This window comes from Lutibacter sp. (genome assembly GCF_016342705.1).
Classification (GTDB): domain Bacteria; phylum Bacteroidota; class Bacteroidia; order Flavobacteriales; family Flavobacteriaceae; genus Lutibacter.
The window spans coordinates 1-21,489 of sequence record NZ_JAEINV010000026.1 but is presented as its reverse complement, the minus strand read 5'-3'; the positions used below and the strand labels follow the sequence as shown (position 1 = coordinate 21,489).

General features: G+C 29.3%; 19 protein-coding genes. 7 read left to right on the top strand and 12 right to left on the bottom strand.

Annotation, left to right across the window (positions count from 1 at the left end):
* Window positions 1-12 precede the first annotated feature (12 nt).
* Complete coding sequence (locus JEY78_RS15540; RefSeq protein ID WP_291853602.1) at window positions 13-2,508, top strand: FtsX-like permease family protein; 2,496 nt, start codon at window positions 13-15, stop codon at window positions 2,506-2,508.
* 34 nt (window positions 2,509-2,542) lie between these two features.
* On the opposite strand, the gene JEY78_RS15535 is transcribed toward JEY78_RS15540, so the two are convergent.
* Complete coding sequence (locus JEY78_RS15535) at window positions 2,543-3,187, bottom strand: thiamine phosphate synthase (RefSeq protein WP_291853551.1); 645 nt, start codon at window positions 3,185-3,187, stop codon at window positions 2,543-2,545.
* 82 nt (window positions 3,188-3,269) lie between these two features.
* The gene (locus tag JEY78_RS15530; protein WP_291853548.1) at window positions 3,270-3,881 is read right to left on the bottom strand and encodes a DEAD/DEAH box helicase; all 612 of its coding nucleotides are present in this window, start codon (window positions 3,879-3,881) and stop codon (window positions 3,270-3,272) included.
* A gap of 748 nt (window positions 3,882-4,629) precedes the next feature.
* Here JEY78_RS15530 and JEY78_RS15525 point away from each other — a divergent pair.
* Both JEY78_RS15525 and JEY78_RS15520 read left to right on the top strand, forming a co-directional pair.
* Window positions 4,630-4,845 (top strand): helix-turn-helix transcriptional regulator, encoded by a 216-nt coding sequence (locus JEY78_RS15525; RefSeq protein ID WP_291853546.1) that lies wholly within the window; start codon window positions 4,630-4,632, stop codon window positions 4,843-4,845.
* A complete protein-coding gene (locus JEY78_RS15520; RefSeq protein WP_291853543.1) occupies window positions 4,832-4,993 on the top strand; it encodes a hypothetical protein in 162 nt (53 codons plus the stop codon). Before JEY78_RS15525 ends, JEY78_RS15520 begins: the two co-directional genes overlap by 14 nt.
* A gap of 82 nt (window positions 4,994-5,075) precedes the next feature.
* Here the strand turns inward: JEY78_RS15520 and JEY78_RS15515 are convergent, their stop codons facing one another.
* From JEY78_RS15515 to JEY78_RS15485, 7 genes are read right to left on the bottom strand one after another with little or no spacing between them, the layout of a single operon-like run.
* Window positions 5,076-5,237, bottom strand: a complete 162-nt coding sequence (locus JEY78_RS15515) for a hypothetical protein (RefSeq protein WP_291853540.1) — start codon at window positions 5,235-5,237, stop codon at window positions 5,076-5,078.
* 28 nt (window positions 5,238-5,265) lie between these two features.
* On the bottom strand, window positions 5,266-6,081 hold the full coding sequence (locus tag JEY78_RS15510; protein WP_291853537.1) for a glycoside hydrolase domain-containing protein: 816 nt from the start codon (window positions 6,079-6,081) through the stop codon (window positions 5,266-5,268).
* A 9-nt stretch (window positions 6,082-6,090) separates the two neighbouring features.
* The gene (locus JEY78_RS15505; RefSeq protein ID WP_291853534.1) at window positions 6,091-6,999 is read right to left on the bottom strand and encodes an alpha/beta hydrolase-fold protein; all 909 of its coding nucleotides are present in this window, start codon (window positions 6,997-6,999) and stop codon (window positions 6,091-6,093) included.
* 28 nt (window positions 7,000-7,027) lie between these two features.
* Complete coding sequence (locus JEY78_RS15500) at window positions 7,028-9,208, bottom strand: GH92 family glycosyl hydrolase (RefSeq protein ID WP_291853531.1); 2,181 nt, start codon at window positions 9,206-9,208, stop codon at window positions 7,028-7,030.
* On the bottom strand, window positions 9,198-11,177 hold the full coding sequence (locus tag JEY78_RS15495; RefSeq protein WP_291853529.1) for a beta-L-arabinofuranosidase domain-containing protein: 1,980 nt from the start codon (window positions 11,175-11,177) through the stop codon (window positions 9,198-9,200). The genes JEY78_RS15500 and JEY78_RS15495 overlap by 11 nt, the downstream gene beginning before the upstream one ends.
* Before the next feature lie 2 nt (window positions 11,178-11,179).
* The gene (locus JEY78_RS15490) at window positions 11,180-12,010 is read right to left on the bottom strand and encodes a sugar phosphate isomerase/epimerase (protein WP_291853526.1); all 831 of its coding nucleotides are present in this window, start codon (window positions 12,008-12,010) and stop codon (window positions 11,180-11,182) included.
* Window positions 12,011-12,817, bottom strand: coding sequence for a phytanoyl-CoA dioxygenase family protein (locus JEY78_RS15485; RefSeq protein WP_291853523.1), 807 nt, complete (start codon window positions 12,815-12,817; stop codon window positions 12,011-12,013). It abuts the gene before it with no gap.
* 133 nt (window positions 12,818-12,950) lie between these two features.
* Between JEY78_RS15485 and JEY78_RS15480 the strand changes: the two genes are divergently transcribed.
* Together JEY78_RS15480 and JEY78_RS15475 are read left to right on the top strand one after the other, a co-directional pair.
* Window positions 12,951-13,823 carry an AraC family transcriptional regulator gene (locus JEY78_RS15480; RefSeq protein ID WP_291853520.1) on the top strand — a complete coding sequence of 291 codons (873 nt, stop codon included), beginning with the start codon at window positions 12,951-12,953 and terminating at the stop codon, window positions 13,821-13,823.
* A 798-nt stretch (window positions 13,824-14,621) separates the two neighbouring features.
* A complete protein-coding gene (locus JEY78_RS15475) occupies window positions 14,622-17,780 on the top strand; it encodes a metallophosphoesterase (RefSeq protein WP_291853517.1) in 3,159 nt (1,052 codons plus the stop codon).
* A 1,002-nt stretch (window positions 17,781-18,782) separates the two neighbouring features.
* On the opposite strand, the gene JEY78_RS15470 is transcribed toward JEY78_RS15475, so the two are convergent.
* On the bottom strand, window positions 18,783-18,926 hold the full coding sequence (locus tag JEY78_RS15470) for a hypothetical protein (protein ID WP_291853514.1): 144 nt from the start codon (window positions 18,924-18,926) through the stop codon (window positions 18,783-18,785).
* A gap of 105 nt (window positions 18,927-19,031) precedes the next feature.
* Here JEY78_RS15470 and JEY78_RS15465 point away from each other — a divergent pair, with 105 nt between their 5' ends.
* Window positions 19,032-20,252 carry a multidrug effflux MFS transporter gene (locus tag JEY78_RS15465; protein ID WP_291853599.1) on the top strand — a complete coding sequence of 407 codons (1,221 nt, stop codon included), beginning with the start codon at window positions 19,032-19,034 and terminating at the stop codon, window positions 20,250-20,252.
* A gap of 56 nt (window positions 20,253-20,308) precedes the next feature.
* Window positions 20,309-20,602, top strand: coding sequence for a thioredoxin (gene trxA, locus JEY78_RS15460; protein ID WP_291853510.1), 294 nt, complete (start codon window positions 20,309-20,311; stop codon window positions 20,600-20,602).
* A gap of 4 nt (window positions 20,603-20,606) precedes the next feature.
* Here the strand turns inward: trxA and JEY78_RS15455 are convergent, their stop codons facing one another.
* Together JEY78_RS15455 and JEY78_RS15450 are read right to left on the bottom strand one after the other, a co-directional pair.
* Window positions 20,607-20,786 carry a CPXCG motif-containing cysteine-rich protein gene (locus JEY78_RS15455; protein WP_291853596.1) on the bottom strand — a complete coding sequence of 60 codons (180 nt, stop codon included), beginning with the start codon at window positions 20,784-20,786 and terminating at the stop codon, window positions 20,607-20,609.
* Between the two features lie 4 nt (window positions 20,787-20,790).
* A complete protein-coding gene (locus JEY78_RS15450) occupies window positions 20,791-21,462 on the bottom strand; it encodes a sulfite exporter TauE/SafE family protein (RefSeq protein WP_291853507.1) in 672 nt (223 codons plus the stop codon).
* Window positions 21,463-21,489: the final 27 nt, after the last annotated feature.

Below are 21,489 nucleotides of genomic sequence, written 5' to 3'. Positions count from 1 at the left end.
TGGCTTTTTAAAATGGCTTGGCGCGATGGAAAAGCAAGCCTTTCTAGATTAATGCTTTTTATGGCATCTATTATTCTGGGAATTGCTGCTGTAGTTTCTATTCAGTTGTTTAGCGAAAATTTAAAACAAAATATAAAAAATCAGAGTAAAGCCTTAATGGGTGCTGATTTTATTATCGGCAGCAGACAGCTTCCAAATCAAAAAGTACAAGCAATAATCGATTCTTTAAATGTAGCAGCTTCTGAAGTTAATTTTGTTTCTATGGCGGCATTTCCAAAAAATGAAGGAACAAAATTGGTAAAAGTACGCGCTATAGAAGGTAATTTCCCTTTTTATGGAACTATAGATACCGAACCTGTTGAAGCGGCAAAAGAATATCAAGCAAAAGGAGGGGCGTTAGTAGATGCTACTTTAATGCTTCAATTTAATTTAAAATCGGGAGATTCTATAAAATTGGGAAAACTCAGTTTTCCTATAATTGGAGCCTTAAAATCCATTCCTGGCAGCACTGCTATTTCAACATCAGTTGCACCAACTGTATTGATTCCTTTTCGTTTTATAGATGAAACAGAATTGTTGCAATTAGGAAGTAGAAAAGAATACCAATACTTTTTTATAGCGCCACCCAAAATGGATTTGGAGTTATTAGATAAGAAATTAGACCCTATTTTAGATGATGAAAATGCTGATTTAGACACACATAATAGTACTAGTGAACGCTTAGGCAGAAGATATGATAACGTAAGTAGATTTTTAAATTTAGCTGCATTTATTGCACTTTTATTAGGTTGTATAGGAATTGCAAGTTCTGTTCATATTTATATAAAGGAAAAGCTTAAAAATGTAGCAGTTTTAAAGTGTTTAGGAGCTACAAGAAAACAATCTTTTATAATTTATTTATTGCAAGTAGTTGGTATTGGCTTTGTTGGAGGTATTTTAGGTTCAGTTATTGGTATTGGTTTGCAATATGCCTTTCCTTATTTTTTACAAGAATTTTTACCTTTTGATGTTCAAATTTCAATAACCGCACAGCCATTAATAATGGGAATAACCTTGGGTATTTTAATGTCTATACTATTTGCTTTGCTACCATTATTAGGAACTTGGTATGTTTCTCCATTAGAAGTTTTGAGAGGTACAGATGAAAACTTAGTGAAACCAAGAAAAGCAAGACTTTTAACGTTAGCAGCAATTATACTTTTTATCTTTTTATTTTCATTTTGGTTGCTAAAAGATGCGTTATTTGGATTGGCTTTTACAGTTGGTATTCTTATAGTTTTCGCTATTATGGCTGGGATTTCGAGCCTTTTTATGAATATTATCAAAAAATATTTTCCAAGCAATTGGGGGTTTACAAAACGACAAAGTTTGTTAAACTTATTTCGCCCAAACAATCAGACAATGGTACTTATTTTAGCTATTGGCTTAGGTACTTTTTTAATTAGTACGTTATATTTTACGAAAGATATTCTGTTAGCAAAAACATCGATTGAGAATGATAAAGACAATGCAAATATCATTTTAATGGATGTCCAAAACAATCAAAAAGATGCTGTTATAAATACAGTGCTCTCTAAAGATTTACAGGTAATAGATAACATTCCTATTGTAACAATGCGAATGCATCAAATTAAAGATGAATTGGTGAATGCAATTAGAAAAGACACAACTTCAACTATGAATCAGTGGATTTTGAATCACGAATTTAGGGTAACGTATCGGAATTCATTGTTAGAATCAGAAGAATTGGTAGAAGGAACTTGGATTGGGGAAATAGCTCAGGGGAAACCAATTTCAATTTCAATATCCGATAATATTGCAAGAGATGCTGACCTAAAAATTGGAGATCAATTAATTTTTAATGTGCAAGGCGTTTTAATAGAAACCATTATTGGAAGCATTCGGAAAGTAGATTGGGGTCGTATGCAATTGAATTTTTCGGTAGTATTTCCAATAGGAGTTTTAGAAAATGCACCGCAATTTAATGTGTTAACTACCAATGTTTCAAATGAAACCAGTTCCGCCAGCCTACAAAGAGATTTAGTACAAAAATTCCCTAATATTTCTGTATTAGATTTACAACAAGTTTACACTATAATTGAAGATATTTTAGATAAAATTTCATGGATTATTAATTTTATGGCTTTCTTTAGTATACTTACAGGAATTATTGTTTTAATTGGCTCTGTTAGAAATAGCAAATACCAACGAATTAAAGAAAGCGTATTATTAAGAACTTTGGGAGCAAAGAGTAAACAAATTTTACAAATTACAGCACTGGAATATATTTATTTAGGAGTTTTAGGAAGTTTAGTTGGTATTTTATTGTCTCTGATTAGTAGTCAATTATTAGCAGTATTTTTATTTAAGGAGCCATTTATTCCGTCTGTTGTTCCATTTTTAGTGTTTCTTCCGGGAATTACCTTATTGGTTTTATTAATTGGTTTGAGCAATATTAGAAGCGTTTTAAAAAGTCCACCGTTAGAAGTATTAAGGAGAGAAGTTTAACTTTCTTAAATTATACATTTGAATAAATATTTATTTATTCAAATGTATAGCGTTGTTCTTCAGTTGAAGATGCTTTTAGCAATTGGTTAAATATTCTTATGGTATTAAAATCATTGGTTATTGCTTCAGATACTGCAATTCCAGAAACACCAGTTTCTAATATAGCGGCAACATCTTCTGTGGTTATGCCACCAAAACCAATTATAGGTGTTTCAGTTTCTAAGGCTTCTAAAATTAAAGTATAACCGTTTAAGCCTAAAACTGGACTTAAATTAGTAGTGTTTTTCGAAAGTCTAAAAGGACTTAAACTAATGTAATCTACTTCTTTAACAAGTAATTTTTGACAATCAATGAGCGTATTTGCTGTTCCACCAATGAGTTGCCAGCTGTGTAAAAATTTTCTGGCAATAGTAGGGCAGGTGTCTGTTTTTCCTAAATGTACACCATCTGCTTTCACTTCTTTTGCTATTTTATAATAATCATTAATTAGTAATCGTGTTTGAAAATGAGCTGTAATTTCTCGGGCTTCTTTAGCTAACTTTAAAAGTTTTTTTTCTGAAATATTTTTTAAATGCAATTGCACTAATTCGGCACCAGAAGTACACGCTTTTTGAATGTTTTCTAGGTGTTCTTTTGGAGAATTTCCTTGAGATATATAATGTAATTTAGGTATAATCATTTATTTATTAGCTTTTTAAGATATTATATCTATAAGAAAAGTACAGATATCATTTGTTATAGGTAATTAAATATTGGTATTCCTAAATGGTAACTTTTTTTGAGTATTCCATAAAATTAGCTTCAAAGCGTTCTAGTATTGGATGCTTTTTTTCTGAATATAGTACATATTGGCATTTGTTAATACTTTGAGTAATTGACATTAGCGCATTATATGCCAAGTTTTGAACTAAAAACTCAGCGTCGTCAATACTAAATATTGTCAATTGAGAGGTGCTTACCCCATTTGTTAAGAATAACTTATTCATTGTTACTGGAGTAGAAATAAGAATATCAATACCTTCAAAGATTTCTGATTTTTGTACATCAATATGAAGCTGCTCATAGCCCACATAAACTCGTATCGAATTATGTCGTGTATATGTTAAAAAAGCAGCATATAATTCTAAGGCTCTTTCCTTATTTTCTACCAGAACTATAGCTCTAGGTGTATTTCCAACGGCTTCACATTTTAATTTTTGTAAAGTAGTAAGTATTAGCGTGGTTGTTTTTCCACTATCTTTTGGAGCAGTGCAATAAACATTAGAACCACTTTTTATTATAGGAATGCTTTTGCTCTGAAAAGGAGTAGGTGTTATTATTTCAAGATATTCTAACTTCTCTTTTATATCAGCATGTAATTTTTTAAAAGGCATTGGTGTAGTATTTATAATAATTAGGGCAAATATACTACCTGTAAATTAAATATAAGGTTGAAGTTCCTTTTTCTATTTTATAAAAAGCAATTGAGTTGTATAACTGAGGTAATTTATGATAACAGACAAATCGAATTTTTTATTTGCATCAATACGCTCAAAATTTTAAGCAAGTATTTAGAAAACTTTTTTTGGTGTTGGCAAGCGGCTGCAAATTACTCGTGTGTTTTTTATTTGTTTTTATTTGAACTCGTGAATGCTGCGCATTTGTGTTTACAAAACAAAAAAGAGTTTGGCAGCAGCAATTTTACATAATTGCAAATTATAATTACAAATGGTTTCCTAAATACAGTTCACCGAGAATCGCATATTTAAAATATTCTTAACCCAAGTACAGAATATCGTATAGAAACGAAAGGCTTCTGGGATATTTAGCATAATGTAGAATTATAACTATCAAATTGGCTAAACAGCTATAAAAACCAAAACGTCATAATTTGTATTATAATGTTAGCGTTATGTTACTTTGCTTTGGCTAAAAGCAAAGTGTTACTTTTCATATTGTGAAAAGTTTTATACCAAAATGTTTCTTCTACAATGTTAATGAAACACTTATTTTGTTGACTGACGAAAGGAGGGAAGTAAAATGTGTGTGGAATGATTTCTATCTAAAACATTAATTTTATCTCAAATTATGATATATAATTAAATAATAATATTATTTTTATTGTTTAAATCCCTAGCAATAATGAATCGCATTAAGGAGGTACTTGAAGAAAAAGGTATTAAGCAAGTTTGGTTAGCTGAAAAGTTAAGTAAGAGCTATAACATGGTTAATTCTTATGTTCAAAACAGAAGACAGCCAAGCATTGAAATACTTTATGAAATTTCCAATTTACTACAAGTTGACATTAAAGATTTAATCATTTCAAATAAAGAGATTAATAATAATGAACGAAAATAAAATACTAGAAGAACTTAAACAAGTTCTTTTGAATGATCCAGATAATTTTGGTAAAATTTCGGAGCTATCAGCAAAACTTGCTTCTTTTGATGAAAATGATGTAAGGTTTTCTATCGATGCAGGAGTAATTGATAGATTAGGTAACTAATTAGTTGCTAGACAGGAAACTGCTGTTTCTGAGTTAGTTAAAAACTCATATGATGCCAATGCAAAAGAAGTTACTTTAACATTTATTGAAACAAATGAAATTGGAGGTACTCATCAATAGTTCTTGCATCAACATATTCAGATTTAAAATTTTTAATTCGCTGTACTTTTCCAGAGGATACTTTTACTTCTTGTGCTTTAGAAAGCATTGTAAATAGTAAAATTATGAACACTATTTTTTTCATTTTTATATAAATTTTTCTTTATTGTTAATTAGTTTTTTGTCATTCCAAATTTTAAAAACCCACCTTTCATAATTTGAGGATAGGTAATGATTTTATTTTTAATGACTTTATCATTTAACGCAGCTTTTTCTGTATATATAGCTTTCTCAGATATATTTTTGGCTGTTATATTAAATTTAATTCCACCTTTTAGGTTAATTGTAGCTTCTTTTAATTGAGGCGCTCCTATAACAAATTCACTGTTTGCAGGATTTACCGGATAAAATCCTAAACTTGAAAGTATATACCAGGCCGACATTTGTCCGCAATCATCATTACCAATCATTCCGTCTGGTGTAATAGAATGCGTTAAGTTTCCAGAAAACAACCCAAAATCTAACCATCGCTTTTTAATATCTTCATCGGTAATAATAGAACCTTTACCATCTACATCCATACCATAAATTTTTTCTCCACCATCATAAACACGCTGTGCCTCTTGGCTTTCTATGGTAATGTTATCCGTTATTCGTGCGATATTATTAACTTTTACTAAAAAATATTTCCTACCGCTTTGTATTAATTCAGGTTTGGCGATTCCTGGTTTTAATTTAAGTTCTCCTTTTGAAGAAATTTTGGCATCAAAAAGTACATACTTATCTAAAATAGCTTCAATTTGTTTGTTGCCGCCATTACTTTCAATTAATTTAAGGATTGTGTTTTTATCTTGATGGCTTAATGTATTTCCAGCAGTTTCTAAGATTTTTATAAGGTTCTCTGTATGTATGTAAAAAGCATCATTTCCAATATTCTGAGAAAATAGGTTCATTGAAAAAAATAGAAATAGTATCAGTTTTGATTTCATTTTATTGGCTTATTTTTTTAATAAAAATTCAAGAGGTATATGCAATCTACGACTCCAGGATTTCTCTGAATGGTCATCTCCTGGGAAGAATTTTGTGATCCAATTTTTACTTGAATACTCTTTTTCGATCATAATAGTGTCAATTTTTTCTTGATAAGATTGATAGAAACTGTCTAAAGTTTGATTTCCATAATCAAAATAAATTTTGTGATTTTTTGGATTTGGCAAGTTAGTTTTTAAATAATCTCTATACTTTGAGGCAACATCAGTGTCTGTTTTTTCTGACATCATTTCTTTCAATATCATTGGAGTATGGGTAGAAAGGCAAGCTGCTCCACCAAAAACTTCTGGATATTCACAAATTGCATATAAAGAAATTAAACCTCCCATACTTGAACCAGCAATGAATGTATTTTTCCTGCCTTCTTTTATGTTGTATGTTTTGTCTATAAAAGGTTTTAATTCCTTTACAATAAATTTCAAATAATTATCCGCCTGTGGTTTATTTTTTAGTTGTTCTTCAACAATAATTTTCCTGGTAGTTTCTGGAATAGATTGAATTATTTTTTGAGGAAAATATTCTGAGTGTCTATATTCACCATTATTCCAAATACCAACAACTATAAATTTTTTAGTTCTTTTACTAACTATTAACTCCCCAGAAATAGCATCAACTTCCCAAGCTTGTTTGTTCCAAGTACTTTCAGCATCGTATAAACTTTGCCCATCATTCATATATAAAACAAGGTATTTTTCTTTTGAAGAATAGCCATCTGGCAACCAAACATCAATAGTTCTTGCATCAACATATTCAGATTTAAAATTTTTAATTCGCTGTACTTTTCCAGAGGATACTTTTACTTCTTGTGCTTTAGAAAGCATTGTAAATAGTAAAATTATGAACACTATTTTTTTCATTTTTATATAAATATTTCTTTATTGTTAATTAGTTTTTTGTCATTTCAAATTTTAAAAACCCACCTTTCATAATTTGAGGATAGGTAATGATTTTATTTTTAATGACTTTATCATTTAACGTAGCTTTTTCTGTATAAATAGCTTTCTCAGATATATTTTTGGCTGTTATATTAAATTTAATTCCACCTTTAAGGTTAATTGTAGCTTCTTTTAATTGAGGCGCTCCTATAACAAATTCGCTATTTGCAGGGTTTACAGGATAAAAACCTAAACTTGAAAGCACATACCAAGCTGACATTTGTCCGCAATCATCATTTCCAATCATTCCGTCTGGTGTATTGTTATGAAACTCATTGATAATTTTATAGATATATTTCTGTCCGGTTTTAGGCGAATTTGAAAACGCATATAAATAAGCAATGTGATGACTCGGTTCATTTCCGTGTGCGTATTGCCCAATCATAGCTTCCTGACCCAAAAATTTATTTGGATTTTTAGCTTCAATTGTAAAGAAATCATTTAACTGATTTGTAAATGCTTCTTCACCACCTAACAGGCTTTTCATTCCAGGTATGTCATATTGTGCAGGAGTCCAGAAGTATTGCCAGGCATTGGCTTCTGTATAATCTCCTGGATTATTCATTGGTGAAGTAGCTATTAACGGATCAAAAGGTGTTCTCCATTTTCCTTTTGTATCCATTCCTCTCATCATTTTTGAAGAAGAATCATATAAGTTCTTGTAATAATTACTTCTTTTGGTAAATATTTCTGAAGTTTTTAAATCCCCTAAGTCTTTTGCCATTTCAGCAACACACCAATCATCATAACCGTGTTCTAATGTTCGGGAAACAGCTTCGTTATCAACCTTATCAAAAGGATAATATCCATACTTATTATACAATTCCCAATTTGATATTTGATGGCTGTTTGTTGATGTTTCAACCATTGCCTTTAAAGCTTCATTTTTATCAAACCCTTTAAATCCATTTTTGGTTGCTGAAAGAATCATTGGAATTGCATGATTACCAATCATACAATAATTATCCTGTCCCCAAACTGTCCAAATAGGTAAAAAACCAGTAGCTTTTTGATGAATTAGCATAGAATTTATGATACCATCAATTTTTTCCGGAGCAATTATTTCCAATAAAGGAAAAGCACCGCGATAAACATCCCAAATAGATAAAGTAGAATAATATTCGTTATTTGGAGCTTGTACTATTTTATCATCAGCACCTCTATATTTTCCGTCAACATCAGCCATATTTGAAGGTTGTAAAAACACCCGATATAGAGAAGTATAAAATATCTCTTTTTGTTTTGAAGGGGCGTCAATATCAATACGTCCTAAATAGGCATTCCAAACATTTTTTGCATCTTGTTTTACTTTTTCAAAATCCCATTGCGGCATTTCAGCAGCCATATTTTGTTTTGCTCCATCAACACTAACAGAGGATAATGCAATTTTTACTTTTAATATTTTGGAGGTATTTAATTGAAATGATAATTCAAATTTAGGCGCCTTATCAAATACTCCTTTTTCAAGTTCTTCTGATTTAATGAAAGGCTGATCAAAGGTAAGCGTAAAAAAATACTTTCGCTTTACCCAATTCGAAGTAGAGCAGAAGCCTGAAATTGTGGTGTTATTTTCTATTTTAACATCACTTTCTATTACCAATCCTTTTTGATTTTCTTCAAAAATAAAACGAAGTCCGTGTTGAAGATCTACTAATACTTTAGCTTCTTGAGTTGGAAATGTATATTTATGCACTGCAACTCGGTTTGTAGCCGTAAGTTCAACTTTTACTGAATCTTTTTTCAAAAGTGAATAATATCCAACTTCAGCTTTTTCAGTATTTTTAAAATAGCGATTACTTAAATCTTTTTTAGTTTCATTAAATGGCATTAACAGAATATCTCCCATTTCGCTAATACCAGTTCCGTTTAATCGCGTTTGTGAAAAACCTAAAAGTAGACTGTCTTTAAATTGATACCCACTTGTATGACTCCAACCTTCATCTCTATTATCTGGTCCTGGTTGTACCATTCCAAAAGGCATTGATGGCCCGGGAAAGGTGTGACCTGTACCATCGGTTCCTATAAACGTATTTACATATTGTGTATAATCTTTCGAAACAACAGTTTGCTTCTCAGATCCTTTGCAAGAAGCAATAAGCACTATTAAAAGGTAAATAAACTTAATTTTCATTGTTCTCTAATTTTGGAAAAGTTACTTGTCTTAATATTAAATTGCCCATCGGTTTTAATTCTTTTAATTCAGTCTCATTTTTTGAATTTATAAATGTTGTTCCCATTTTAAAATGATTCCATAAAGGTTCATTTTCATTAATTTTTAATTTAATTATAGTTGGATCAACAATTTTCCATTTAGTTTCTTTTGAAGCATTAGAGTGATATTCTAAATCTTTAAAATCTTTATATGGATATATTTTTTGAATGACTTCTTTACCTTCAATTGGTAATCCAAAAACCAATGGACCATAACTAAAAAAGGAATCTCCCAATAAATCTAATTTTACTTTTGGTTCAGCTTTAAATTGAATGGTAATTACATCTCCAGTTTTCCAGGTTTTATGCAAATAAAGATACTGTTCATTTTCTGATTCATCTGCGCTTGAAGAACATGTGTAGGATATTGCCCAAGTTGGCTTGCGAATTGCTATTTGAAAGTTTTCAGGACTTTCAATGTCCATTTTTAATTCAATTTTAAAATCAAACGGATAGTTCGTTTTTTGAGTAATTTTTAGTTTATGTTTATTAACTAAAGTGTTAAATTCTGAAGGGCCAAATAAATTTAAAACCAATCCATTATCATTTTTCGCCCACATAGAATTTACATAATATGGGTAAATGCGCCCGGCATTAGGTACACAACAAGCGGCAACTTCTTTATGAACAGGTGAATATTTAAAGCGGTTATGATTGTTTTTACCCATATTTTTCTTTTCAAAAGCACCTTGCATAAAATAAGAATTATCAGTTTTACAATAAGCAATACTTTTACCATCCGGATTTCTTGCTCCTTGTGCAGCATTAAAAAGTAACCATTCCATTTTATCTGCCCATTTAGAAACATTCGTTTTTTTCAATAAAAGGCTGTAAGAATCTAATAACTCATGTGTTGAACAATATTCATACCCCGTATTATCGGCATCTGCAGTTCGTTCAAAAATCCATTCATCACCAATTGGACCACCACTTGGCGTTGTTACTTTCTCTAAACGTTCTAAATATTTTTCCAAAGCAACTATATAATTTGCTTCTTTTGTATATGTTGCAACCATTGTTAAAGCTCTTAAGTGCTCATAAGTATGCACACCGTGGCCTTTAAATTTATACGCAGGATTTAATAAGTTTTTTGTTTGAATATCTACTTCAGACAAGTCATATTTATCGTAGTCCTGATAAAGGAAAACAGCATAATCCATATAAGATTTGTTATTTGTTAACTCGTAAAGTCTGTTTAATACATCAACAAAAGTTAATCCATGTCCAACACCAGCAAATGGTTTTTCAATATTAAAAGGTTGTGAATTGTTAATAGGGTAGGACTTCATTGTAAGTTGCACCGCTTTTTCAATAGCGTTTAATAAACGTATTTCTTTTGAATATTCATAATATGCCAGTAACCCTCTTAGCAAAGATGATTGAGCCCAAAGTTCTCCATTTTCAGTTTTATGATTATAGCGTAAATCCTGAGCATACACACCTAAATAACCGTCTTCGTCCTGCGTTTTTAGTTTAGCATCAACATACGCTTTAACTTTAATAAGTGCATTTGGTTCTTTAGTTAAAATAGCATTTCTAATATAACCATCCCACCAATTGGATTGTGTTTCACTGTTCCACCATAAAAATTGTACTTCCCATTCACCGTTATCGTCAGTAATTGCACCTACATCTTTAGATTTTACTTCTTTAGTCAAACGATCTTTACCATAAATATCATCTTCCACAACAAGTTCTGGAGCTAAAGAATCCAGCGCACTTACAAAACCATTTGTTATGTCATTTTCCATTTGAGTTTTCATCCATCCATCAGGTTGAATATCACCAAAATGAATTGTTGAAATGTTTACTTTTTTTGAAATATTGCTTTTTTCGGAACAACTAAGCGTAATTAATGACAAAATAATAATTTTAAAAATTTGATTCATGATTAATATTTTAAATACTTTTCTAGAGTTATTTTCATAGTTTTATTCAATTCCTGCTGATTTGCCAATGGTTTTTGATCAAATGGACTTTGAGGCATATATGGGAAAGGCCCAAATTCTGGAGTAATAGTTATATTCTTACTTTTAATATGATAATCAATAATCCGTTGCCACCAATTTAAATAAAAGGATAAATGCTCATTCCATTCTGGAGCGAAAGGATTATTTACTTGTGGAGCTTGTTCAAAACCAACCCGTGCATGTATATGATGAATATGTGGAATTACCTTTTCAATAATTTCTTCTTGATCTTGTAACATACTTTCTGAAACCACACACCAATGGGATAAATCACCAACCAATTTTAGATGAGGAAATACCTCTAAATATTTTAAAGTAGTTGCCGAATGAAATGTGAAACGACCTCGATGAATTTCATGATATACAGGAATTCCAGATTTTAAAGAAAATTCTTCAATGCCATCTATAATTTTGCAATTATCAGAAAAAGAATATTGGTCTTTACCTGTATGGGAATTAATAAAGTTTGGTTTATAGTGTGCGATAGCTCCTAAACGGCTCAAAACTTTATAAAAGTATTCTTTTGGTGATTCCTTTTTAACACCAAAAACCTGTTGTAAACCACATATAAAATTAGGATTCTCTTCTCGTTTGATATTAAGTGATTCGTAAAAAACACTCTCAAAAACCTGGTTATTAGGAATGTTAATTTCTATACCTTTAAAACCATTAGAAATTGCAAGATTTAAAAAATTTGTGGGATTTAAATCCTCATGTCCCCAAAATGGATATAAATAGTTGATATTTTCCATTTAATATAATTTAGGATTTAATGGTGAATTGATAATTTCACCAACCTTAACACCGGGACACCAAGTTTTCCGATCATTTTGTTGTTCGCCACTACTAGGCTTTATAAGTTTCATATTTTTATCCATATAAATAATAGTCATAACTTTTCGCATATCATTAGTAGTATTGGCACCAGCTCGATGAAATACCCAGCCAGAATGAAAACTAATTTCACCAACATCAAAAGGCTCAATAATATGTTTAAAGTCAGTTACTTTAAGGCGTTTTTTAATTAAAGATTCACTTTCATCACTAATAGAAAGATCTCGTCCATTTAGTAATCTATGGCTTCCAGCACTAAATTCTAAAGGTCCCATTTCAAGCGGTGTTTTTTGTAATGGTATCCATGCAGTAATCGTTTTATCAGTTTCTAAAGGCCAATAATGCTGATCGGCATGCCAAGGAGTAATTCCTCCACCTGCTTCTTTAAATAAAGCTTGGTCATGGTACAATCTTACACCATCAACTTGCATTAAATCTGTGGCAATTTTTGCTATTCGTTTAGAAAAAATAAGCCTTTTAATTGATGTATCTTGTGTCCAAAGATTAAACAATTGTAAAAATGCTTTTCCATATGTACTTCTTTCTTCTAAAGGAGTTTCTTCTTTATTCATTTCAGCCACCTTATCAGAAATGACTCTATTGAAATATTTAATTGTATCAGAATCTAAAACATTTTTCAGCTTTATATATCTGTTTTTACAATAAAAATCAATCTGTTCTTGTGTAATTGAATAGTGTTTTTCTAATAACTCTAAGGTTTTCATTGATTTATAGTTTTCATTTATAACAAAATTAGAGATAGCAAAACGATTAAAGTTTTTAGATTTTAACTAATACTATGTATATTTAAACATAAAAATGTATTTTTGATTGGTATTAAAGTTTATAAATGCTATTATGAAGCCTATTGTTGAAAAAATAAGATTAAAAGAATTAAAAAAGTCTTTTAACTTTTTTAAGGTTGAAAAGGAATATTTAGAACCTTATTGGCATCATCACCCTGAAATTGAATTAACATTTATTGTAAAAGGGCAGGGGACTCGATTTGTAGGAAATAGTATTTTACCTTATTTTGAAAATGACTTAGTTTTAGTTGGTTCAAACCTTCCTCATACTTGGGTTTCTGTATTAGACGCTAAGAATGAAGTTCAAAAAGCATTTGTAGTCCAGTTTTCTGCTGAAATTTTTAATCAGTTTCCTGAATGTCAACAATTTCAAAACCTATTTAATGAAGCCAAAAAAGGATTACACTTTATAGCTCCAAAACCGAAGTTAATTCGATTAATTAAAAAATTTAGTAAGATTTCTGGTCCCGAGCAAATAAGTGCTTTAGTACAAATTATTTATCAATTGTACGTTGATAGCAATAAAAACTCCCTTTCTACAAAAATTTATAATAAAGGTATAGACAATGAAAAGAATCAAAACAAAATTGAAAAAACTACAACGTATATATTAGAAAACTTAAATAAAAAGTTGACGGTTAATTTAATGGCCGAAAGAACAAATATGGTTTCACAATCATTTTGCAGGTGGTTTAAAAACTCTGTTGGACTTTCATTTATTACATATTTAAATATAGCCAGAATAGAACATGCTTGCCAATTAGTTATGACTACAGAAATGTCTATCCAAGAAATTGCTTTTGATTGTGGATTTGAAAGTTTAAGTCATTTTAATAGAACATTTAAAAAAATAAAAGAAAAAAGCCCTAGAGAATTTCGAAAAGTATGGCCTCATAAAACTTTGGCTAAAACAATAGGCAAGTGAGCGTACATATTTTAGGGGTTTAGTAATATGCAGACTTGATTTTTTTGTTTCTTTTTTCATCAAGGAAAAAAGATAAGCATAATGATAGAAAGCTTATTTGGAAACGAGAATTAAGCAAGTGTTTAGAAATTATCTGGCACAGTAATTTTAAACTGTTGCGCCAACAAAACTAAAAACATTCTGAAAACTTTTAGAACGAGAATATTCAATTTTAATCAGAGCGTAATTATAAAACTAAAAGTATTGCTTTTTTTGGCGTTGGCAAGCGGCTGCAAATTACTCGTGTGTTTTTTATTTGTTTTTATTTGAATTCGTGAATGCTGCTTATTTGTGTTTACAAAACAAAAAAGCGTTTGGCAGCAGCAATTTAACATAATGGCAAATTATAGCTACAAATTAATAAACGAGAACTTTCTTTAGAATCGTGTATTTGAAATTTTCTTGACCCAAGTACTAAATATCGTTTAGAAATACAAGGCTTCTGGGATATTTAACATAATATGCAATTATAACTATCAAATTGGTTAAACAGTTATAAAAACCAAAACATCATAATTTGTATTATAATGTTAGCGTTATGTTACTTTGCTTTGGTTTAAAGCAAAGTTTAATTTTTCATATTTTGAAAAGTTTTATACTAAAAAGTTACTTCTACAATTTTAATGCAACACTTATTAGGCTGACTGACAAAAGGAGGGAAGTGTGATGTGTGTGGAATGAATGTTTAAAAAAATTGATCCTCATTTAGTTCATTATTTAATGTATAGATTTATATTTGGTTAATAATTAAAAAAAACTATGGTAAGGATAATACAACTTTCAGATTTTCATATAAATCCTAAGAATTTAAATGATTGGAAAAATTATATTAAAAAAGCATTATTAAACAAGTTAGAAAACCTAAATAAACAAAAAGATATAACTTTTATAGCTTTTACAGGTGATTTAATTAATGTTGGTGGTGCTGAATTTAATTCTGCAGAAGAGGCTTTTGAAACCTTTAATAATGAAATTATAAAACCTATAATTAATAATTTAAACATTCCAATAGACAAGTTCTTAATTATACCTGGGAATCATGATATTATCAGAAGCGAAGATTCAAAAAGAGATGAAATAGGGAGTAAGAATTACTTTACAAGCCTAGAAAGTATTTCAGAATTTATTACAAATGCTCTTGAAAAAAATGATTTTGGTGGTATGAAAAGAATGATTGCATTTAAGAATTTTGAAAAAAAACTTTATAGTGCAGTTACAGTGCCACATAAATTAACAATGTTCGGATCTTCATTTATAATTACTAATGATAATGGATTAAAAATAGGAATTGCATGCTTAAATTCTGCCTGGAGATGTTATGATAACAATGATAAAGGAAATCTAATAATTGGAGAAAATCAATTAATTGAACATACAAATTTTATTGAAGATACAGATTTAAAAGTTGCTTTAATCCATCATCCAATAGACACATTATCAAAAGTTGAGGCTAAATTAATTTTAGACCATTTACATAAAGATTATAATCTATTACTATTAGGGGATTCCCATGAAACTATAACCTCAATGAGTATTGGGTTTACAGGTACACTTTTCACGAATTTAGCACCATCAGGAATGAGTGACATTAGAAATGATAGTAGAAGGTATTCTAATGGCTTTACTGTAATAGATGTTGACTTAAATGGTAAGGAAGTTTGTGCTCAATATTTTAGATATAACCATAATAAAAAAGACTATGTAATTGATACTGATTCTGGAAATACTGATGATGGAAAATTTTGCCAAGAAATTCCTGATAAACAAAGAAAGAAAAACATAGGTATTGTAAACAAAGGACTTGATAATATAAGAGATAATCATTATAAGTCAATGAATGATTGCATGATAGGAGTTAAGGTTGATATAAATGTATCGTGTATTAAAGAAGCATTTATTTTACCACCTATAACACAAGGTAAATCCCTTTCCGATGAAAATGAAGCTCCAGAAATTAATCTTAATCAAATAATAAAAGCTAATTATCATCAAATGTTTTTTGGAAACAAAGAAAGTGGTAAAACCGTATTGCTTTATAGATTGGTTAGGGAGTTTGTTGATGAATATCAGTATACAAGAAAGTTGCCAATTTATTTCAATATAGAGGAAATTGGAAATAAAGAAATTGAAACTGTATTAAAAGAATATTTAAGTTTTAACACTCTTGAATTAAAGGAGCTAATTAGCAATAATGATATTGTTTTGCTTGTTGATAATTTAAATTATAAAGATAATGGTAATAACATTGATAGGTTAAAAAAATTAGAAGCCTTTTTAGATGCAAACCCTAACATTTTAGTTATTTCTACTGGAGATGGAGATATATCTTCAGGTGTTCCTCCAATTGAATATGTTGAATATTGTAAAATACCATTTAAAAGTTATTTTATACAAAATTTAAGATCAAAAGAAATAAAGTCAATTATTAAACTTTGGATTCCAACTGAAGATGGTATAAAAATGGAAGATAGGTTAGATAAGATTGTAGACGACTTTAGCTCATTTTCTTTACCAAGCAATGCAATGTCTGTTTCACTGTTTCTTTGGAGTACAGAACATTCAGATCGTAAACCAATAAACAATGCAGTTCTTTTAGATATTTATATTGAAATTATTCTTGAAAAATTAAACCAAGATAACATATATCGAGGTTCATTTGATTTTACAAATAAATTACAATTGCTAGCAAATATAGCTCAAGAAATGTTAGTTGTTGGTGAAGATGATTATTCTTTAAAATATAGTGAATACTTAATAGTTATTGAGTCATATTTAATTTTAGTAGGTTTTGATTATGAACCTGATAAAATTGCAGAATATTTTATAAGAAGAAAAATTTTCACAAAGTATCAAGGTAATAGGATAAAATTTGCTCAATCTTGTTTTTTTCATTTTTTCTTGGCAAAGAGGATGGATTTTAATCTAGATTTTAAAGCATATGTAATGGATGAAGAAAATTATTGCAAGTTTATTCCAGAAATTGATTTTTTCACAGGTTTGGTTAGAAGCGACAAACAATTATTAAATACTGTTTATGAGAGATTTAAATCTGAGTTTAGCAAAACAGACAACGTATTTCCACAACTCGAAAACATCTGGGATAGATTTTTTATAATAAAATTAAAGGAAGATGATAGTCACAGTTATAAGTTCGAATCAGCGGCAAAGAAAACAGAGATTTCTAAAATTAAAGAAAATAGACCTTCAAAAGAAATGATTGAAGAATTTCGAAACAGAAGATTAGCTAAAATAACTGAACCAGGTAAAATTCTTAAAAAAAATGGAAATATAAATTTGGAATCTTTAATAATTTTAATGTCAATTGTTTTGAGGAATTCTGAAGGAGTTGAAGATATAAAATTGAAAAAAGATATTTATTCTTCACTTATAAAATATACATTGGTATGGACAGCCTTATATCGTGAACATATTATAGACTACATTTTAAAACATAATAAGCTACCACCAACATTACCAACAAATATTAGTGTACAAAAAATGCTTGTAAATTTACCATTACATATTCAATCAGGTATGTCAAAATGGTTAGGAACACCTAAATTAGCAAAAGTAATCCTATCAAAAATTGAATCTGATTCAAAAGGGAATTCTTTTACAAAAAGTGATTTAGAATCATTCTTTTCGGTTGCATTATATGCTGATATTCAAGGAAGAGATTATCCAAAATATTACAAAAATTTAATAAAAAAATTAAAGAATACTCCAGTAAGAGATTATGCATTATATAAGTTAATTTATTATTACTATAGACGTACAAGAGACGGAAGCCCTAATGAAGAATTATATTTAGATATGATTTCTGACTTAAAAATGAAAGAGTTAAATATGCCAAACAAAATGAAACAGAAAGTAATTAACTCTTATAAAACCGCTAAAAAGAACATTTTAGGTAATTAATTTTGGCCTCATAAAACTTTGGTTAAAACAATAGGCGAGTGAGCGTACATATTTTAGGGGTTTAGTAATACATATTATTGACAATTAGTATTTTACAACTAGTTTAAATTAAACTAAAGAATTCAAATATTTCCTAAAATATAGCGAATAAGCCGTAATTGTTTCCAAAGTTTTATGCAGCCTTGATTTTTTTGTTTCTTTTTTCATCAAGAAAAAAAGATAAGCATAATGAAAGAAAGCTTATTTGGAACTAAATTTAAGCAAGTGTTTAGAAATTTTTATTTTCGAAAATTTTAAACTGTTGCGCCAACTTTACGAAAACATTCTGAAAACTTTTTGAACGAGAATATTCAATTTTATTCTAAACATATTTTTAAAACTAAAAGGATTGCTTTTTTATGGTGTTGGCAAGCGGCTGCAAATTGTGTGTAAAATAAATTGTGATAACAATTTGGTTTTACAAAGCAATAAAGAGTTTGGTAGCGGCAATTTAGCATAATGGCAAATTATAGTACAAATTTAGTTGGAATGTTAATTACGGAGAATCGCATATTTGAAAATATCTTAACCCAAGTACAGAATATCGTATAGAAACTAAAGGCTTCTGGGATATTTTGCATAATATACAATTATAACTATCAAATTGGCTAAACAGCTATAAAAACGAATATGTCATAATTTGTATTATAATTTACATTATGTTAAATAGAATATTTAGAAACCCATAATAATAACTATCTGTTCTTTTGAATCATCAATGTGGCCATAGATCATTTATGATGTACAATAGTTGTTTTTACATCCTCTATTAAACCAATTCCTTTATTATTTCTTAAATCTTCTAAAATAATATTGGTTAATAAAAATCTGGTAGATCCATCTGGTAATTTGTAAATACCTTTTTCTAATAATTCAACTTGGTTTCTATTCCAAATTCAGAAGCTGTTCTAATAAACCACGTTCCATTAGGTTTTAATACACGTAATAATTCTTCAAACATTTTTAAAAAATGATTATTAAGTTTCTACCACCACCACATCCGGCATCTAATATTTTTGTTTCTGGTTGATATCGCTCTTTTAAAATTTGATCTAAAATATAAATATCAACATCTTTAATACTATTCTTAAGAGATTCTATTTTCATTTCTATACTTTTTATAGATTGCAAATTACAAATTCTTATGGAGTGATTGCTTTTTACAATCATAAAAATGCGTTGTTACAAATACAATTTCTGTACATTTGCGCCATGCAAAAAAAGATTCCTTCTCAATTTGAATTTATCGCTTTAATGGCTTCGTTAATGTCTATCGCTGCTTTGGCAATAGATGCTTTATTGCCTGCATTAAATTTTATAGGATTTTCAATTGGCACTAACGAATCTGCGGATCATCAGCTATTAATTACAATGATATTTTTAGGATTAGGTGTTGGTCCTTTGTTATTTGGTCCTATATCTGACACTTTAGGGCGAAAACCAATTGTTTATTTAGGTTTTGGTGTGTTTATAATTGCTAGTTTAATTTGTATATTTTCAACAAGTATAGAAATGATGGTTTTTGGTAGAATTTTACAAGGAATTGGACTTTCTGCCCCAAGAACAATAAGTATTGCAATGGTTAGAGATACTTTTAGTGGAGATTATATGGCGCGAATTATGTCGTTTATAACAGTCGTTTTTATATTAGTTCCAATTATAGCGCCAGCTATGGGACAATTTGTATTAAATCATTATAATTGGCAAGCTATTTTTTATATTCAACTGTTTTTCAGTGTACTAATCTCCTTTTGGTTTTGGAAAAGACAACCAGAAACACTAGCTATTGAAAACCGTGTAAAATTCTCAAGGTTTGTTTTTGTTAATGGTTTAAAAGAAATTTACAAATCTAAAAGCACCCTTGGTTTTACAGTAATTTCTGGTTTTATTACAGGTTCTTTTATGGTGTATTTAAGTACATCGCAATATATTTTTCAAGAACAATATTTGTTGAAGGATGAATTCCCTTATATTTTTGCTGGTCTGGCTATTGCTATTGGAACTGCAACTTTTTTAAACGGAACGCTTGTTGTAAAATATGGAATGGAAAAATTAGTAACCATAGCACTATTTACGTTTTTTAGTGTATCATTATTATATGTTTTTCTTTTTTATAATACTTCCAATCCTCCTATTTATATTTTATTAATATTCTTTGGATTGCAATTTTTTTCAATCGGATTTTTGTTTGGAAATTTAAGAGCTTTGGCAATGCAACCTATTGGACATATTGCTGGTATTGGTGCTGCAATTACTGGTTTTATTTCTACAATGATGGCTGTGCCAATTAGCATCTTTATTGGTAAATTTACTGCCACCACTGCCCTACCGTTATTTATTGGATTTTCTATATGTGGCTTTCTTTCTGTATTATTATTGTTGTATTTAAAAGCAAGTAAAAAACGCTTTAAAACATTAAAAATTAACGCTTAATTGTATTTTAATTTGTATTATTTTGTAACTTTAAGTATTGTTTAAAGCTTACTGAAATGAAAAAATCATTTAACGAAATTATAGATCAAAAAGTACCTGTTTTAGTTGATTTTACTGCTGATTGGTGCGGACCGTGTAAAAATATGGCTCCAATTTTAAAACAGTTAAAAGCCGAATTAAAAGATGCTGTAAGTATTATAAAAATAAATGTAGATAACAATCAGGAATTAGCTGCAAAATATCAAGTACAAGGTGTGCCTACTTTTATGGTTTTTAAAAACGGAAAACAAACGTTCCGTCAATCTGGAATGATGAGTTTAACTCAATTAAAACAAGTAGTTAGTAATTAACTTTTTATTGAAATTGATTTACAGTAAAATTTATTAATTGTTTATTTTCAAACTGAACTGTAAATTCTAACGGATTACAACAAACTTCACAATCTTCAATAAAAACACTGTTTTTTACCGAAGCATCTAATAAAATAGAAACTTCTTCCCAACAGTATGGACATTGAAAAAAGTGTTCTTCCATCATTTTATTTTAAAAGAATTAATAAAGCACCAATGGCTGTTGCAACAAAAATTAACTTTCTATATAACTGATTGTTAATTCTTTTTAAAACGGTTACTCCTGTATAAAAACCAATGATTATTCCAGGGACCATTATTAAATTTAAGCCTAAAGTTTCTAAGTTTACTGTTTTCCAAACAAAAATATGAAAAGTTAGTTTAAAAACATTTATAATAAAAAATAGCCAAGCTGCAGTTCCTATAAATTCATTTTTTGGTAAACGCATGGCTAAAAAATAAATATCAGAAAAAGATCCTGCTAAATTTCCAATCATTGAAGAAATTCCTGCTAGTAGTCCTGTACCACTTGAAAATGCCCAATGACTTGGTATGTCTGTTGCTTTCTTTTTTTCCATCCAAATCATTATACCAACTGCTACTAAAATAAAAACAGCCATTACTTGTTTAAAAAGTACTTCAGAAATATCTTTTCCAATCCACACACCTATTAAAACTCCTAAAAACATAGTTGGCAGCAGCTTTTTTAAATAATGCCATTGTGTATGACGATGATAATAAATTACTGCAAAAATATCTGCAACTACCATTAAAGGAATCAAAACTCCCGTAGATGGTTTTCCTCCAAAAACAAGTATTAGAAAAAAGTATTTACCCAAACAATCCAACGAATCAGGCAAGGCGAACCAATAAGCTTATCTCGCTGT